The sequence below is a fragment of the Streptomyces sp. NPDC021562 genome, assembly GCF_040640875.1.
Classification (GTDB): Bacteria; Actinomycetota; Actinomycetes; order Streptomycetales; family Streptomycetaceae; genus Streptomyces.
In genome coordinates this window covers 14415-30325 of sequence record NZ_JBFACN010000035.1, presented here as the reverse complement: position 1 = coordinate 30325, position 15911 = coordinate 14415, and the positions used below count along the sequence as shown (strand labels likewise).

General features: G+C 73.1%; 12 protein-coding genes. 5 read left to right on the top strand and 7 right to left on the bottom strand.

All coding sequences use genetic code 11. The features are described 5' to 3' along the window. Positions 1 to 80: 80 nt before the first annotated feature. A complete protein-coding gene (locus AB0G52_RS36155) occupies positions 81 to 836 on the bottom strand; it encodes a TIGR03089 family protein (protein WP_132893900.1) in 756 nt (251 codons plus the stop codon). A gap of 129 nt (positions 837 to 965) precedes the next feature. On the opposite strand from AB0G52_RS36155, the gene AB0G52_RS36150 reads away from it, so the two are divergent. Beyond that, entirely contained in the window at positions 966 to 2309 is a 1344-nt protein-coding gene (locus AB0G52_RS36150) for an N-acetylmuramoyl-L-alanine amidase (RefSeq protein WP_361342704.1), read from the top strand. Positions 2310 to 2378: 69 nt separating this feature from the next. After that, on the top strand, positions 2379 to 3461 hold the full coding sequence (locus AB0G52_RS36145; protein WP_132893904.1) for an NDP-sugar synthase: 1083 nt from the start codon (positions 2379 to 2381) through the stop codon (positions 3459 to 3461). Positions 3462 to 3547: 86 nt separating this feature from the next. On the opposite strand, the gene AB0G52_RS36140 is transcribed toward AB0G52_RS36145, so the two are convergent. The 4 genes from AB0G52_RS36140 to AB0G52_RS36125 all read right to left on the bottom strand — a co-directional run bounded on the left by AB0G52_RS36140 (position 3548) and on the right by AB0G52_RS36125 (position 7430). Then, positions 3548 to 4561, bottom strand: a complete 1014-nt coding sequence (locus AB0G52_RS36140) for a DNA-3-methyladenine glycosylase 2 family protein (RefSeq protein ID WP_361342701.1) — start codon at positions 4559 to 4561, stop codon at positions 3548 to 3550. Between the two features lie 65 nt (positions 4562 to 4626). After that, positions 4627 to 5940: a coenzyme F420-0:L-glutamate ligase gene (locus tag AB0G52_RS36135; protein ID WP_361342698.1), complete on the bottom strand. Its 1314-nt coding sequence runs from the start codon at positions 5938 to 5940 to the stop codon at positions 4627 to 4629. Continuing rightward, positions 5937 to 6896, bottom strand: a complete 960-nt coding sequence (gene cofD / locus AB0G52_RS36130; protein WP_132893910.1) for a 2-phospho-L-lactate transferase — start codon at positions 6894 to 6896, stop codon at positions 5937 to 5939. The genes AB0G52_RS36135 and cofD overlap by 4 nt, the downstream gene beginning before the upstream one ends. Before the next feature lie 33 nt (positions 6897 to 6929). Continuing rightward, positions 6930 to 7430 carry a cysteine dioxygenase family protein gene (locus AB0G52_RS36125; RefSeq protein ID WP_360561794.1) on the bottom strand — a complete coding sequence of 167 codons (501 nt, stop codon included), beginning with the start codon at positions 7428 to 7430 and terminating at the stop codon, positions 6930 to 6932. Positions 7431 to 8051: 621 nt separating this feature from the next. Here AB0G52_RS36125 and AB0G52_RS36120 point away from each other — a divergent pair. The 3 genes from AB0G52_RS36120 (at position 8052) to AB0G52_RS36110 (ending at position 13689) form a co-directional block, all read left to right on the top strand. Then, a complete protein-coding gene (locus AB0G52_RS36120) occupies positions 8052 to 8315 on the top strand; it encodes a WhiB family transcriptional regulator (RefSeq protein WP_003975777.1) in 264 nt (87 codons plus the stop codon). Positions 8316 to 8584: 269 nt separating this feature from the next. Next, positions 8585 to 12175 (top strand): glycosyltransferase, encoded by a 3591-nt coding sequence (locus tag AB0G52_RS36115; RefSeq protein ID WP_361342693.1) that lies wholly within the window; start codon positions 8585 to 8587, stop codon positions 12173 to 12175. Further along, positions 12172 to 13689 carry a DUF5719 family protein gene (locus AB0G52_RS36110; RefSeq protein ID WP_361342690.1) on the top strand — a complete coding sequence of 506 codons (1518 nt, stop codon included), beginning with the start codon at positions 12172 to 12174 and terminating at the stop codon, positions 13687 to 13689. Before AB0G52_RS36115 ends, AB0G52_RS36110 begins: the two co-directional genes overlap by 4 nt. A gap of 20 nt (positions 13690 to 13709) precedes the next feature. Here the strand turns inward: AB0G52_RS36110 and AB0G52_RS36105 are convergent, their stop codons facing one another. Next, on the bottom strand, positions 13710 to 14768 hold the full coding sequence (locus tag AB0G52_RS36105; RefSeq protein WP_361342687.1) for a DegT/DnrJ/EryC1/StrS family aminotransferase: 1059 nt from the start codon (positions 14766 to 14768) through the stop codon (positions 13710 to 13712). Between the two features lie 31 nt (positions 14769 to 14799). Further along, positions 14800 to 15744: a GDP-mannose 4,6-dehydratase gene (locus tag AB0G52_RS36100; protein WP_361342684.1), complete on the bottom strand. Its 945-nt coding sequence runs from the start codon at positions 15742 to 15744 to the stop codon at positions 14800 to 14802. Positions 15745 to 15911: the final 167 nt, after the last annotated feature.

Sequence of the window (15911 nt, the reverse complement as noted above, 5' to 3'; positions counted from 1 at the left end):
CGGGAGGCGACGGCGGTGGCGGCTACGCCACTTGGGCGAGTGGTCCGCCCTGTTGCAGGGGCGGCTCCCGGACGACGGCCTCAGCGGGCGGAGGCCGTGACCCGCTCGCTCTCGATCCGCTTCGCGACCCCTTCCTCGCCCAACTGGTCCAGGTGCCGGCACAGGACCACGGATCCCCCGACGGCCAGCGGCGCGTACAGCCCCGCGCTCAGCCCCTCCCACGTGTCGAACCCCAGCCCCGAGAGCATCCGGGACCCGGGCCCGGTCAGATCGAGCCCCGGCGCGTCCCCGACCGCCCGCTCCACCACCTCGGCCCCGCTCATCTCCGCCCCGGCGACGATCAGCGCGGGCTCCTCCGGGTCGACGGGCGAGAACGGCACGAACCGGTCCCCCTGACTCGGCACCTCGACGGCGTAGTCGACGAAGCCCTCCGGCGTCCGCGGGAACCGCCCGCCCAGCGGCCGCAGCGCGAGGGCGACCCGCTCCCCCCGGCAGGCCCGGGCCGCCTCCAGCGTGTCCGGCCCGCTCACCACCACGTCGGCCGCCGCCGGCTCCCCGGCCACGTCGGCGATCACCCCCACCGACGAACAGGCCAGCAACCACACGGCCGTCTGCCAGTGCGCGGGCAGCAGCAGCGCCACCCGGTCGCCGGGCTGCGCCGCGAGATCGGACTGCAACAGGTTCGCCGTCTTGGCCACCCAATTGGCGAAGGTGGCCACGGACAATTCGACGCGTTCGCCCGTCGCGTCGTCGTAGAAGGTCACCAGGGGGCGGCCGGGGTCCGCGGCGAGCGCGGAACGCAGCAGGTCGGCAGGGGTGCGATCGGTGGCGTTCACCCGCGCAAGGGTACGCCGCGGGCGCCGCCCGCACCGGCCGCCGACGCCACCGGTTCGGCGCAACCGGGTCCGACGGACCGTCACATCCGCAATAGACATATTTGTCATACTGTGTTCAACATCAGGGGCATGCGTGGATACCTGACTTCCTCGATCGGCATCACCTGCGCGGTGGCCCTCGCCCTTCCGCCGGCCGTCCTGAACACGCCGTCCGCGGCCGCGGCGCCCGCGGCGGTGCCGGTCCGGGGCCTGTCGACAGGCACGGCAGGCAGCACCCAGTCGCTGCCCCTCGCCCCCCGCACCCGCGAACGCGTCCTCGGCCGCGCCCCCGAGCAGGGCGTGTTCCGGCAGGACGTACGGCACTTCTCACTCGTCGGCGTCATCTGGGACAACCCCGGAACCCCACTGCACGGCACGGTCCAGGTGCGCACCCGGTCCGCCGGTACCGGCACCTGGTCGGGCTGGCAGGACGTCGACACGCACAACGCCGACCACGGTGCCGACCCGGACACGGCGGAGGCCGAGTCGCGCCGGGTGCACGGCGCCACCGCACCCCTGTGGGTCGGCGACTCGGACGGCGTCGACCTGCGCGTGCGGGCCGAGGCCGACGAGGGCCCCGGCCCGCTCGGCAACGGCAGCCGCGACCTGCTCCCCGCCGGGCTGCGCCTCGAACTCGTCGACCCCGGCGCCGACTCCCCGCCCCAGGGCGCACCCGCCGACGGCCTGCCCACCGAGGACGACACGACGGCCGCCACCAACGCCGACCTCGCCCCCTTCGGCGCCACCGAGATCCCCGAACTGGACCGCGCGGACACCGAACGCGAACTGCTGGAGCTGGACGGCGTCGACGTCCCGCGCGGCAAGCCGTACATCGGACCGCGTCCTAGGATCGTCACCCGCCGGGGCTGGCGCGCCGACGAGTCGCTGCGCGAGAAGGGGTTCGTGTACACGGGGAAGGTCAAGGCGGCCTTCGTCCACCACACCGACTCCGGCAACGGTTACACGTGCTCCCAGGCCCCGTCCGTCATCCGCAGTATCTACCGCTACCACGTGGTGAGCATGGGCTGGCGGGACATCGGCTACAACTTCCTCGTCGACAAGTGCGGAACCATCTACGAGGGCCGCGCCGGAGGAGTGGCGAAGGCCGTCAAGGGCGCCCACACCCTGGGGTTCAACAGCAACAGCACGGGGATCGCCGTGATCGGCACGTTCGGCTCGCACCAGCCGCCCGCCGCCGCGGTGACCGCCCTCGCCCGGCTCACCGCGTGGAAGCTCGGTCTCTACGGGGCCAATCCGAAGGGCAAGACATATCTGAGGTCCGGGGGTGGCAATCTCTACCCAAAGGGGAAGAACGTACGACTGAACGTGATCTCGGGTCATAGGGACGGGTATGCCACCGACTGTCCGGGAGCCAAGCTCTACGCCAGACTCGGGTCGGCCCGGACCAGCTCCGCGCGCCTCCAGGGACGCTGAGCGCGGGCTGCGTACACTGGCCGGCCGACACCGAGTCCGGCCGGTCCCGGCAGGAAGCAGAGACGACAGGTGACAGAAGCGATCCTCCTGGTCGGCGGCAAAGGCACCCGGCTGCGCCCGCTCACGGTCCACACCCCGAAGCCGATGGTCCCGGCGGCCGGTGTGCCCTTCCTGACCCACCAGCTGGCCAGAGCCAGAGCGGCGGGCGTGGATCACATCGTCCTCGCGACCAGCTACCTCGCCGAGGTCTTCGAACCGTACTTCGGCGACGGCACGGCGCTCGGCCTGCACATCGAGTACGTCACCGAGGAGGAACCGCTCGGCACCGGCGGCGCGATCCGCAACGTCGCCTCCCGGCTGCGCTCGGGCCCCGACGACCCGGTCCTGGTCTTCAACGGCGACATCCTCACGGGCCTGGACATCCGCGCCCTGGTGGCCACGCACGAGTCGACCGGCGCGGACGTCTCCCTGCACCTGACGAAGGTGACGGATCCGCGCGCCTACGGCCTGGTCCCCACCGACGGGACCGGCCGGGTGCAGGCGTTCCTGGAGAAGCCGCAGACGCCGGAGGAGATCGTCACCGACCAGATCAACGCGGGGGCCTACGTCTTCCGCCGCTCCGTCATCGACACGATCCCGGCGGGCCGCCCGGTCTCCGTGGAGCGGGAGACCTTCCCGGAGCTGCTGGCGGCCGGCGCGCACCTGCAGGGCATGGTGGACTCGACCTACTGGCTGGACCTGGGCACACCGGCGGCCTTCGTCCGGGGCTCCGCGGACCTCGTCCTCGGCCGCGCCCCGTCCCCCGCGGTCCCCGGCCGCTGCGGCGACCGGCTGATCCTCCCCACGGCCCGGGTGGCGGCGGACGCGAAGCTGGCGGGCGGCACGGTGGTGGGCGAGGGCGCGTCCGTGGCGGAGGGCGTGCGGGTGTTCGGCTCCACGATCCTGCCGGGCGCCGTCATCGAACCCGGCGCGGTCATCACCGACTCCCTGATCGGCAACCACGCGCGCGTCGGCGAACGCTCGGTCCTCACCGGCACCGTCATCGGCGACGGCGCGGTGATCGGCGCCGACAACGAGCTGCGCGAGGGCGCCAGGGTGTGGTGCGACGCGACGATCCCGGCGGGGGCGGTGCGGTTCTCCTCGGACCAGTAGGGGTCCGGTGGCGGCGGGTGGGTGGGCTCACAGGTACCCGGCCGGCGCCGGTGGCCGAACCCCCGTCCCCGGCACCTACCCGCACGTCACCACCGGCTGATGTCACCCCGCGGCATCTTCGGCGCCCGCCGCGCCGGGGTGTTCCCGCTCAGCAGGATCAGCCGGGCCGCCCGGTGCCGCTGACCCGCGTACGGTTCGAGCAGCCGCAGCATCACCTCGTCGTCGGCGTGCCGGTCCCCGGCCAGCGCCCACCCCACGATCCCCGGCAGATGCAGGTCCCCGACCGTCACCGCGTCCGCGGCCCCATGACTGCGCTGCACGGTCTCCGCGGACGTCCAGGGCCCGATCCCCGGCACCACCTCCAGCCGCGTCCGCGCGGCCTCCGCCGCCATCCCCATGGCCTGCTCCAGCCGCGCGGCGACCCGTACCGCACGCAGGATGGTCGAGGCCCGTTTGTCGTCGACCCCGGCCTTGTGCCACTCCCAGGACGGGATCAGCGCCCAGGTCCGCGGCGCCGGCATCACCCACATCGGCCGCTCGCTCACCCCCGCGGGCCCCGGCGCGCGCTCCCCGAACCGGCGCACCAGCAACCGCCAGGCCCGGTACGCCTCGTCGGCGGTGACCTTCTGCTCCAGGACCGACGGGATCAACGACTCCAGCACCAGCCCGGTCCGCGTCAGCCGCAGTCCCGGCCGCCGGTGCCGGGCAGCGGCGACGATCCGGTGCCGGGGCACGAACAGGGAGGGGTCGTCGGCGGCGCCGAGCATCTCGGGCAGCTGCTCCAGCAGCCACTCGGCGCCGGGCCCCCATGCCTCCCCGCGCACCTCACCGCCGTACGCCCGCACCCGCAGCGTCCCCGGCCCGGCAGGCGTGCGACTGGCCCGCCAGACGGACCCGTCGGGCGTGGCCCGGAACGTCGGATCCCCGGGCCCGCGTCGCAACGGCCCGAGCACGAGCCCCAGATCGAGCGCCCCGTCCGGCTTCCACACCCGGACCCGTCCGGGTGCCACGGCCTGCCGAGGCACCCCCGCGGCGGGCACGACGACCTGCCCGCCCCGCACGGTCGTACGAGTGGGCCGCGGAGAGAACCGTCCAGCCACGAAAGATCCCGGTTGTGTGAGGCGCCTGCTGTGACTACGAGCCTAGGGGGAGGAACCGCGTGATCTCACCGCACCTCGATGAAGTCCCCCACCTCCCGGGGCGCCCGCTGCCGCGGCTCCTCGGCGGCGCGGCCCACCGCGACCGCCCCCATCGGATCCCACCCCTGCGGCAGCCCCAGCACCTCCCGCACCACGTCCCGGCAGAACATCGTCGACGACACCCACGCCGACCCCAGCTGCTCCCCGGCCAGCGCGACCAGGAGGTTCTGCACGCCCGCCCCGGCGGCGACCACGAACATCTCCCGCTCGGCGGCGTCCCGCCGCGGGTCCCCGTACGTGTGGGACCCGTCCATCACCAGACAGGGCACGACGAGGTACGGCGCGTTCCGGAGCACGTCCCCCCGCCGCACCCGCTTCGCGATCGACTCCTCCGACTTGCCGTCCCTGCGCAGGTCGGCGACCCAGGCGTCCCGCATCGCGTCCAGCAACCGGGTCCGGGCCCCGGCCGACTCCAGGAGCACGAACCGCCACGGCGTCGTGTGGTGCGGCGCCGGCGCGGTCACGGCCGCGGCGACCGCCCGTCGTACCGCACCGGGGTCGACGGGCTCGTCGGTGAACGCCCGCACGGTCCGCCGGAGCGTGACCGCTTCGCGGACCGCCTCGGAGGTGCCGAGCCGGAACATGTCACTGGCCGCGTTCCGCACCAGCGCCCGCGCGCCGTCCCCGTCCGCGTCGGCGTCGGTCACGACGTGGGCGAGACCGCGCACCACGGCGACCGGCATCCCCGTCGCCTTGCCCTTCACCAGGTCACCTGCGGCGGCCAGTTCGTCGGCGGTGGCGACCACGGTGGCGACCAGCGGGTTGCCGTACGCGTCCACGCCCCCGCGCAGGTCGTCCAGCACGCGCACCCCGGCGGCGCCGATGGCGACGTCCGTGAGCCCCGAGCGCCAGGGCCGCCCGGAGGTGTCCGTGACGACCACCCCGACATTGACGCCCAGCGCGTCCCGCAGCCCCGCGCGGACGGCACGGGCCGAGGCGTCGGGATCCTCGGGCAGCAACAGCACGGTTCCGGAGGGGGTGTTGGAGGCGTCCACCCCGGCCGCCGCCATCACCAGACCCTGCCGGTTCTCCACGATCCGCAGGGTCCCGCGCCGGGCCACCAGCCGCACGGTCTCGGCGTCGATCGCCGCCTCCCGGTCGGCCGCCTCGACGATCCGCCCCTCGGCCTTGGACACGATCTTGGACGTGACGATCACCACGTCCCCGTCGGCCAGCTCCGGCCCGGTCGCGGCGATCAGCTTGGCCAGGTCGTCGCCGGGCCGGACCTCGGGGATCCCGGCCAGCGCCCACACCCGGTATCCGGGCACCGCGTCGGTCATGCCCCCCGCACCTCCTCGGCCAGCGCCAGCGCTTCCCGCGCCATCTGGGCGGCCGCGTCCAGGTCGGTCATCATCAGCGGTACGGCCCGGCAGCGGATGCCGGCCGCCTCGATCCGCCCGACGCTGCCGGCGTCCACGGTGTCGACGAGCCAGCCGTCCAGCAGCCCCGAGCCGTAGTGCTCGGCGACCGCCGCCGCCGTCGACTCCACTCCCACGGCCGCGAGCACCTTGTCGGCCATCCCGCGCACCGGCGCGTCCCCGACGATGGGGGAGAGGCCCACCACCGGCACCCCGGCGTCCGCGATCGCCTCGCGGACGCCCGGCACGGCGAGGATGGTGCCGACGGAGACCACCGGGTTGGACGGCGGGAAGAGGATCACGTCGGCCGCGGCGAGGGCCTCCAGGACGCCGGGCGCCGGCTTGGACTGCTCGGCGCCGACCGGGACGACCGCGTGGGCGGGCACCGACGCCCGCAGCCGTACCCAGTACTCCTGGAAGTGGACCGCCTTGCGCTCGCCGTCGACCTCCACGGCGACATGCGTCTCGACCCGGTCGTCGGTCATCGGGATCAGCTTCACACCCGGCTTCCAGCGGTCGCACAGCGCCTCGGTCACCGCGCTCAGCGGATAGCCGGCGCCCAGCATCTGGGTGCGCACGACGTGCGTCGCGAAGTCCCGGTCACCGAGCCCGAACCAGTCCGGCCCCACCCCGTAGGCGGCGAGCTCCTCCTTGAGGTGGAACGTCTCGTCGGCGCGCCCCCAGCCCTGTTCCTCGTTGATGCCGCCGCCGAGGGTGTACATCACCGTGTCGAGGTCGGGGCACACCTTCAGCCCGAAGAGGTGGATGTCGTCCCCGGTATTGCCGATGACGGTCACCTCGGCGTCCGGCACGGCCTTTTTGAGACCGCGCAGGAACCGGGCACCGCCGATACCGCCTGCCAGAACCACAATGCGCATGCGCCAAGTCTTGCAGGCGGGGCCGACAACGCGTCACACAGCCGCCGGACGGGCCTCGCAGGCGGCTCCGGCACTCGGGTGCATCGGCATCTCGGTCAGGCCCGGGTAGTAGATGTGCAGGCTCACCGCGGGCTCCAGCGCCCCGTTCAGCACCTCGTGCGCGTACCCCGGTGCGAAGACCCGTTGCGCGCCGGCGGACAGCGCGCGTGTGCCGCGCTCCGTGCGTTCCGTGAGGGTGCCCTCCAGGACGGTCAGCACGCCGGCGGAGCGGCCGTGGTCGTGCAGCCCGCTGCCCTGTCCGGGCACCCAGGACAGCAGCCACACCTCGTAGCCGGGGCCGGTGCGCAGCCGGTGGTACCAGCGGCTGGTCGCGTCGTACTCGACGAGGTGCTCCCACTGCGCGCGGTCGGCGGCGATCGCCCGGGCCAGGCCGACGAACTCGGCCACGGTGGCCGGGTGCTCGCGCGGGGGCTGCAGCAGGTGCTGGACCTCGAGGATGTCGCCGGCGATCTGGAGGTCGTTGTCGCTGTTCATGGGATGCGGTGGTTCCTCAGTGAAGGAGGTCAGAGGGGAACGTGATGCGAAAAACCGAGCCCTGGGGACTCGGTTTCTGCAGCTGGAGCGGCCGGGGTCCGGCTACGGCTCAACAGCTGGAACAGCAACAGCTACAGCGAGCGCGGGCAGCACCGTGGGACCCGGCGGTGCGGGTCGAGGTGAGTGCCAAGTTCGCGAGCATGCCCACTAGGACATCGGCTCACACCTCCCGTGTCAACTCGACGCCCGGTATGTGGGACATGTTTCACCTCATCCGGTTCACCTCGCTGCCGAAAGGTTTGCTCAGTGGGTACCCGGGACACATGGCGCACAACCGGCCGCGCGAGCCACTGCGGAACGCGATCGAACATCTGGGCGTCCTTCTCCGTACAACCTCTGTATGGGGTCGGAGGCCCGCGGCGGGCCCCTTCTGCGTGTCAAGGTTTATGCCGATTTGAACACTTTCCGCACGGCCTTGGTTCCGCAGAGTGAATAACGGGCCCAATAGCAGATCTCGGCTTGACTCGCCCGGAGCAGCACACTTGTAATTTCACTCGTGTCGTTCAGCCGACATCGGTGACGGCCAGGCACGGGGACGCGAAAGACAGACGAGGGGCGCACATGACCGAGCTGGTGCAGCAACTGCTGGTCGACGACGCGGACGAGGAACTCGGCTGGCAGGAGCGCGCGCTGTGCGCCCAGACCGACCCCGAGTCCTTCTTCCCCGAGAAGGGCGGCTCCACCAGAGAGGCCAAGAAGGTCTGCCTCGCCTGCGAGGTGCGCTCCGAATGCCTCGAGTACGCCCTCGCCAACGACGAGCGGTTCGGCATCTGGGGCGGCCTGTCCGAACGGGAGCGCCGCCGCCTCAAGAAGGCCGCCGTCTGACCGGACACCCACCGGACGTACACATCTGAGCTGCGCGAACGGCCCGTCACCCGTGGGTTATCCACAGGCGGCGGGCCGTCGGCATGACCAGCCGATAGTGTGGGCGCTCGTCCGAGACGCCTCGCCGCCACCAGCGGGCGCAGGAGTCCACCGCAGTCCATCGAACCGGGGCCCGTACCTCGATGTCCGTGCACAGTCACACGGCAGCCCAAGCGGCGGCTGCCCCAGCGGGGTTTGACCCGACCCGCCCGCCCGAGTTCCCGCGTCACGTGGTGACCGCGGTCCTCGTCTCCCACGACGGTGCCCGCTGGCTCCCCGACGCGCTCGCCGGGCTGCTCGGCCAGGAGCGCCCCGTCCAGTACGCGGTCGCGGCCGACACCGGCAGCGCGGACGACTCCGCCCAGCTGCTCACCGAGTCCCTCGGCGACGCCAACGTCGTGCACCTCGCCCGGCGCACCGGCTTCGGCCAGGCCGTCGAGGAGGCGGCCCGCACCGCGCCCGTCCTCACCCCGGACGAGCTGCCGTACCTGAAGCGGCCCAGCGGCTGGGACCCGGTCACCCGGCAGTGGCGCGACGACGCCTACGACATGCCCGAACTGCCCTACGGCGAACCGGTCCAGTGGCTGTGGCTGCTCCACGACGACTGCGCCCCCGAACCCGACGCCCTCGCCCAGCTGCTGCGGGTCGTCGACAACGAGCTGGAGCTGGGCCGCGACGACGTCGCGGTCGTCGGCCCCAAGCTGCGCGGCTGGTACGACCGCAGGCAGCTGCTGGAGGTCGGCGTCACCATCGCCAACTCCGGCCGCCGCTGGACCGGCCTGGACCGCCGCGAACAGGACCAGGGACAGCACGACCACGTCCGGCCCGTGCTGTCCGTCTCCACCGCCGGCATGCTCATCCGCCGCGACGTCTTCGAGGAACTCGGCGGCTTCGACCGCCGGCTGCCCCTCATGCGGGACGACGTCGACCTGTGCTGGCGCGCGCACAACGCGGGACACCGCGTCCTGGTCGCCCCCGAAGCCGTCGTACGGCACGCCGAGGCCGCCTCCCGCGAGCGCCGCGCCGTCGACTGCGCGGGCCGTACCACCGCCTCCCCGCACAAGGTCGACAAGGCCGGCGCGGTCTACACCCTGCTCGTCAACGCCCGTACCGCCGCGCTGCCCTGGCTGCTGGTTCGGCTGCTCCTCGGCACCCTGCTGCGCACGGTCGCCTACCTCGTCGGCAAGGTCCCCGGACAGGCCGTCGACGAGATCCGCGGCCTGCTCGGCACCCTGCTGCGGCCCGAGCGCATCATCGCGGGACGGGGCCGGCGCGGCCCCTCCCGGCTCGACAAGGGCGAGCTGCGCGCGCTGTTCCCGCCGCCCGGCGCCACCGTCCGGGCCACCGTCGAACAGGTCGCGGGCAACTTCTTCGGCGCCGACGACGAGATCTCCGCGGCCGGCCGGCACGGCGGCGCCGTCGAGTCCGGACCCGGCGGCGACGACGCCGACTTCCTGGAGATCGAGCAGTTCGCCCGCCTCAAGCGGATCGCCCGCAAACCGGGCCCGGTGCTCTTCCTGGCACTGCTCCTGGTCTCGCTGGCCGCCTGCCGGGCCCTGCTCGGCAGCGGCGCGCTCGCGGGCGGCGCCCTGCTGCCCGCACCGGGCAGTGCGGGCGCCCTGTGGTCGAGCTACCTCGACGCCTGGCACGCGGTCGGCGCCGGCGGCACCCCCGCCGCGCCGCCCTACCTCGCGATCGTCGCCTCGCTGGCCACCGTGCTGTTCGGCTCGACCGGACTCGCCGTCACCGTCCTGCTGGTCGCCTCCGTGCCGCTGGCCGGGTTCACCGCCTACTTCGCCTCCCGGCCGCTGGTCACCTCGCGGCTGCTGCGCGCCTGGGCGGCCGTCGCCTACGCCTTCCTGCCGGCCGCCACCGGCGCCCTCGCCGGCGGCCGGATCGGCACCGCCGTCCTCGCCATCCTGCTGCCGCTCATCGCCCGCGCGGGCATCGCGGCCGGCGGCCTGGCGAACTCCTCCGGAGCCCGCGGCAGTTGGCGCGCCACCTGGGCGTACGCGCTGCTGCTGACCATCACCACCGCGTTCACCCCCATCGTCTGGCCGATCGCCCTGGTCCTCGGCGTCGCCGTACTGGCCGTCCGCCGCACCGACCTGGTCGCCTCCGGACTGCGGCTGCTGACCCAGCTCGGCACCCCGCTGCTGGTCCTCGCCCCCTGGTCGCTGACCCTGCTGCCGTCCGGCTTCTTCAAGGAAGCCGGACTGGAGTACGGCGCCTCGGCGGCCTCCGCCCTCGACCTGCTCGGCGCCAGCCCGGGCGGCCCCGGCACCCTCGACGGCCTGATGCTCATCGGCATCGTCCTGGCCGCACTGGCCGCCCTGCTGCGCTCCCAGCGCCAGACCGCGATCCGCACCGCCTGGGCGGTCGCCCTGGTCGGCCTGGTCTTCGCGGTCCTGTCCAACAGCTCCGCCTGGGCGGGCCCGGCCACCCTCGTCTACGGCATCGCGATCCTGTCCGCCGCCGCGCTCGGCGCCGACGGCGCACGCTCGCGGGTCGCCGAGCAGAGCTTCGGCTGGCGCCAGCCGGTCGCCGCCCTGATCGCCTTCGCCTCCGCCGCCGGCCCCCTGCTCCTCGCCGCCGGCTGGATGATCGCGGGTGCCGACGGCCCGGTCGAGCGCCGCGACCCGACCCAGGTTCCCGCGTTCGTCGCCGAGGACAGCACCACCAGCGACCAGGTCCGCACCCTCGTCCTGGACAGCGACAGCACCGCACACGTGGACTACATGCTGGTGCGAGGCTCCGGCGCCCGCATGGGAGACGCCGAAGCGGTCGCCGCCGACGGCGAGAACGCCAAGCTCGACAAGGTCGTCGCCAACCTGGTCGCCGGCTCCGGCGCCGACCAGGCCGACCAGCTCGGCGGGTTCGCGGTGCGCTACGTCCTCGTCCACAGGGGCGCCCCGCGCGACATCGCGCGCGTGCTGGACGCCACGCCCGGCCTGACCCGGCTCAGCCAGCAGGACGGCAGCGCCCTGTGGCGGATCGACCAGCAGGTCTCCCGCGCGATGATCGTCTCCGCGAACGGCTCCGGCACCCCGGCCCCGGTCCCCGCAGGAGCCGTCGACATCCACACCACGATCCCGAGCGGCGCCGACGGCCGGATCCTGCGCCTGGCCGACACGGCCGCGCCCGGCTGGACGGCCACCCTGGACGGCAAGCCGCTCACCCGCACCACCGTCGACGGCTGGGCCCAGGGCTTCGCCCTCCCCTCCGCCGGCGGCAGACTGGACGTCACCTACGACACCCCGTTCACCCACACCGCCTGGCTGTGGGTACAGGGCGCGCTCGCCGTCGTCCTGACCGTCCTCGCCCTGCCCGGCCGCCGCCGCGACGTCGACGACGACCTCCCCGAGGAGGAGCCGATCCCCGCCCAGGCCACCGACGGCGAGGGCCGCCGCGCCCGCCGTCTGCGCGCCCAGGCGGAGGCCGAGGAGGAGGCGGCCCCGCCGGACGAGGACACCGGCCACCCGGCCGCCGTCCCGGAGGCGGCGGAGGAGCAGCCCCCGGCCGCGGTCCCGCAGCAGCAGTCGTACGACGAGTGGGACCCCGCCTCCTACCCCCAGGCCGACGGCTACCACACCGGCTACGCCGACCAGTACCAGAACGCCGGCCAGTACCAGCAGGGCTACGACCAGCAGACCTACGACCCGTACCAGACCGGCCAGTACGACCCGTACGGCTACGGCGGGCAGCAGGGGCAAGGGACGTACGACCCGACGTACCAGCAGGGCTACGACCCCGCCTACGACCCGGCCGCCCAGCAGCACCACGGCACCGGCGGCGAGCACCATGACGGGAGCCAGCAGTGAACCGCACCACCCTCTCCCTGTTCGCCGGGACGACCGCGCTCGCGGCGGTCACCGGGTTCGCCGTGCTCAACCAGCCGGCCCCGTCCTCCGCGCACACCGCCGAGGCGGCCGCCCAGCTGCCCGTGGAGCGCACCAGCCTGCTGTGCCCGGCACCGAGCCTGTCCGACATCGCCGACACCTCGTACACGTCGTTCACGCCCGTCACCAAGGGCACCACGAACGACGGCAAGGCCGAACTCCAGGTGGCCACCGAGCAGTCGGCGGACGGCACCGGCGGCAAGGGCAACGGCGGGGGCAGCGGCGCCGGCAAGAAGAAGACCGCCAAGCCGGTCCTGACGCCGAAGGCACCCGGGACGCCGGCCACCGGGGACACCTCGGGCGCCGACGGGCCCGCCTACGTCGGTACGGCCGAGGGCAGGTACGCGCCCGGCTGGACGGTCCAGGAGACCACCGAGGTCGCCGCCGGCACCGGACGCGGCCTCCAGGGGGTCAACTGCACCGGCGCCGACACCGACTTCTGGTTCCCCGGCGCCAGCACCGCCACCGGCCGCACCGACTACGTGCACCTCACCAACCCCGACGACAGCGCCGCCGTGGTCGACGTCGAGCTGTACGGCAAGGACGGCCAGCTCAAGTCGACGGTGGGGGAGGGCATCACGGTCCAGCCGCACGCCAGCGAGCCGGTCCTGCTGTCCACCCTCAGCGACGAGCGGGAGACCGACCTGACCGTGCACGTGAACGTGCGCAGCGGCCGGGTCGGCGCGAGCGTGCAGGCCCTGGACGACAAGAGCGGCGGCGACTGGCTGGCCGCCTCCGCCGACCCGGCGGGCAGCCTGGTGCTGCCGGGCATTCCCAAGGACGCCACCGACGTCCGGCTGATCGCCTTCACCCCCGGCGACTCCGACGCCGACCTGAAGGTGCGCCTGGCCTCCCCGGACGGCCTGATCACCCCGGCCGGCAACGAGACGCTGCACGTGAAGGCCGGCATCACCACCGCGACCGACCTGGGCCCCGTCACGCGCGGCGAGGCGGGCTCGATCGTCCTCACGCCCACCGACCAGTCGGTGCCGGTGGTGGCCGCGCTGCGGGTCACCCGCGGCAAGGGCGCCAAGCAGGAGACCGCGTACATCCCGGCGACCGCGCCGGTCGGCACGCGCGCGACGTCCGCCGACAACAGCGGCAAGGGCACCACGCTCTCCCTGACCGCCCCCACCGGCACCGCGCAGGTGAAGGTCACGGCGTCGGCGGGCAGCGAGGGCGGCACGGCCGTGTCCAAGACGTTCACGATCAAGTCGGGCACCACCCAGGACGTCGACGCGCCCGTCCCGTCCGGTCTGAAGGGCACCTACGCGCTGACCGTGGAGGCACTCTCCGGCGGCCCGGTCTACGGCGCCCGCACCCTCGCGGCCACCGAGGAGGGCGTCCCGGGCTTCACGATCCAGACCCTCCCGGACGACCGCGGCACGGTCGCCGTACCGGTGGCGGACCAGGACGTGGCGGTGTTGCAGAAGTAGACCGCCGCGGGAGGGGGGGATCACAGCACCAGCTCGGCCACTTCCGTCACCTCATCGGGGGTCATGTGTGACCAGGTCGGCAGCCACATGGCGGTGCTGGAGACCGCTGAGGCGACGGGGCAGGGCCGTGGGGCGTACCGGCGGTACAGCGGCAGATCGGCCAGGGCCGGCCAGACGGCCCGGGCGTCGACGCCGTTGCGCCGGGCCCGGTGCACGGCGGCGTCGCGCTCGTCGGAGGTGACGCAGTACAGCCAGCAGGACGGCGACGCCCATGACGCTTTCGGGCGCGGCAGGAAGCCGTGGCCGGTGAGCTGAGCGTCGTAGAGCCGGGCGACCGCGAGCCGGCCGGCCACCAGCTCGTCCCAGCGTGCCACCTGAGCCGCACCCACGGCGGCGGTCAGGTTGGTCATCCTGCCGTTGCGTCCGACCACTTCGTGGCGGTATCCGTCCCCCGCCCTCATACCGTGATGCGCGATGAGGCGGACCCGGTCGGCAAGTTCCGGGTCGTCGGTGAGGACGGCTCCGCCTTCGCCGGAGGTGATGACCTTGTTCGCGTGGAAGCTGAAGACCGACGCCGTTCCGAAAGCGCCCGCGGTCCCGTCGGCGGTGCGTGCTCCGTGGGCCTGGGCCGCGTCTTCGACGATCGGCACACCGAGTTCGGCGAGGCGTCTGTAGTCGCACGGGTGGCCCATGAGGTCGACGGCGATGACGGCTTTGGTCCGGGGCGTCAGCAGGGCGCAAACCGCTTCGGGGGCGATGGTCCAGCTCTCCGGGGCGATGTCACAGAGAACCGGTGTGGCTCCCACGCTCAGCACCGCGGCCGCGGGAGCCGCGAAGGTGAGCGCGGGAACGACGACCTCGTCCCCGGGACCGACGCCGAGCGCGGCGAGGAGTATCTCCAGGGCCGTGGTGCCGCTGGAGAGGGCCGTCGCGGACCGTCTGCCGGTGCGTTGTTCCAGCGCTCGCTCGAAGACGTCGACGTAGGGACCTGTGCCGGATATCCACCCCGATGCCATCGCTTCCGCGACGTTCTCGGACTCCTGGCCGCCCAGCGTCGGCTGGGACAACGGGAACCTCATGCCGGCCCACCTCGCACTCGCCCGTCGATGATCACCGTGGTGTCGTGTCGCCCCCGATCGAAGCGGTGACCACCCGTTCGCCGGAGGTGAGCACGCCCGCGGCGCGGAGGATGTCGGCGAGGCTCACGGCGAGCGGTGTGGAGGCTTGCCAGCCTGTCCGTGACCAGGTCTTCCTGGTGTCACCGATCAGGCTCGGCGCGTCGGCGCCGCGGTTCAGACCGGGGTCCTGCCGGTACCGCAACCGAGGGTCCACGAGAGAGATCATCGTCTCGACGACGGTGCGGACCGGGACGCCGATCCCGGAGCACAGGTTGTAGACCTCGCCCGGGCTGCCGCGTTCCATCAGCACGCGCAGGCCGCGAACCGCGTCCCGGACGTCCAGGTAGTCCCGTCGAGCGTCCAGGTTTCCCACGTCGATGCGGGTCCCCCCGGACCGTTTGGCGGCCGCCAGGCGGCGGGTCAGGGAGGGGACCAGGTAGTCCGCTCCCTGCGCGGGCCCGATCACGTTGAAGGGCCGTACGACGATCGTCGCCAGTCCGTTCCTGGTCAGGTGGTGGCGTGCCATCGATTCGACGGCGAGTTTGCTCGCTCCGTACGGCGAGACCGGGGCGGGCACTCGCTCCTCGTCGATCGGTGCGTCCAGGCGGGACCCGTCGAACACGCTTGCGCTGCTCATGACGATGGTTCTGGCGCCGGGACAGGCGGACCGTACGGCCCGGAGGAGCGAGAGGGTGCCCCAGGCATTGGTGAGCCATGTCTGTACGGGGTCTTCCCACGACCGTCGGACGCTGGCCTGGGCCGCCAAGTGGTAGACGCGAGCCGGCCTGACCTCCTGCAGTACCCGCGTCAGTCGTGCGGTGTCGTTGATGTCACAGTGCGGCAGGTCGATCTCTGTCACCTCCTCGTTCATGGAACGCAGGAGAACGCACAACTGAGAGCCGATGAAGCCCGAGGCCCCGGTGACGACAACCCTCATCGCAAGGTACTCGGCAAGATCATGTATCTCCAGACACTGCTCGTCGAGTGGGCTGGAATCATAGAGGGCCGCTACCGCGCCTGGTCAACAGGACATTGACGAAACGGGGTTGAGCAGTCGTCAAGGCAGCCGATCCGCCTGCCGAGCCGATACCTTCGAAACAGATC

What these genes read in the sequence shown, in the direction of transcription:
- AB0G52_RS36150 (WP_361342704.1), top strand. Translation starts at nt 966, where the DNA reads ATGCGTGGATACCTGACTTCCTCGATCGGCATCACCTGCGCGGTGGCC.
- AB0G52_RS36135 (WP_361342698.1), bottom strand. Translation starts at nt 5,940, where the DNA reads ATGACCGACGCGGTGCCCGGATACCGGGTGTGGGCGCTGGCCGGGATC.
- cofD (WP_132893910.1), bottom strand. Translation starts at nt 6,896, where the DNA reads ATGCGCATTGTGGTTCTGGCAGGCGGTATCGGCGGTGCCCGGTTCCTG.
- AB0G52_RS36125 (WP_360561794.1), bottom strand. Translation starts at nt 7,430, where the DNA reads ATGAACAGCGACAACGACCTCCAGATCGCCGGCGACATCCTCGAGGTC.
- AB0G52_RS36120 (WP_003975777.1), top strand. Translation starts at nt 8,052, where the DNA reads ATGACCGAGCTGGTGCAGCAACTGCTGGTCGACGACGCGGACGAGGAA.
- AB0G52_RS36105 (WP_361342687.1), bottom strand. Translation starts at nt 14,768, where the DNA reads ATGAGGTTCCCGTTGTCCCAGCCGACGCTGGGCGGCCAGGAGTCCGAG.
- AB0G52_RS36100 (WP_361342684.1), bottom strand. Translation starts at nt 15,744, where the DNA reads ATGAGGGTTGTCGTCACCGGGGCCTCGGGCTTCATCGGCTCTCAGTTG.